We start from the raw sequence: 250 nt of genomic DNA on the forward strand, positions 1-250 counted from the left end.
GCCCCACATACGCGAGCCGCACGTCGTCGAACAGCGTGAGCGCGGCCATCGTCGGCCGCAGCCGGCCATGCGAGCGCTCGAACAGCGCGAAGCCGATCACCTGCTCCATCCGCGCGAGCTCGCGGCTGATCGTGGGCTGCGACGTATAGAGCATCTCGGCCGCACGCGTCGTGCTGCCGGTGACCATCAGCGCGCGGAAGCCCTCGATGTGCCGGTGTGTGAGCATGACCGCCTATATCAGGAATGAATC

At 66.8% G+C, this 250-nt stretch carries 1 protein-coding gene; it reads right to left on the bottom strand.

The genetic code is table 11. The features are described 5' to 3' along the window. Nucleotides 1–226: LysR family transcriptional regulator (locus tag SB772_RS43940; protein ID WP_410839019.1), on the bottom strand; the 226-nt coding region annotated here is incomplete at its 3' end. Nucleotides 227–250 lie beyond the last annotated feature (24 nt).

The sequence above is a fragment of the Paraburkholderia sp. SIMBA_030 genome (assembly GCF_046535245.1).
GTDB lineage: Bacteria > Pseudomonadota > Gammaproteobacteria > Burkholderiales > Burkholderiaceae > Paraburkholderia.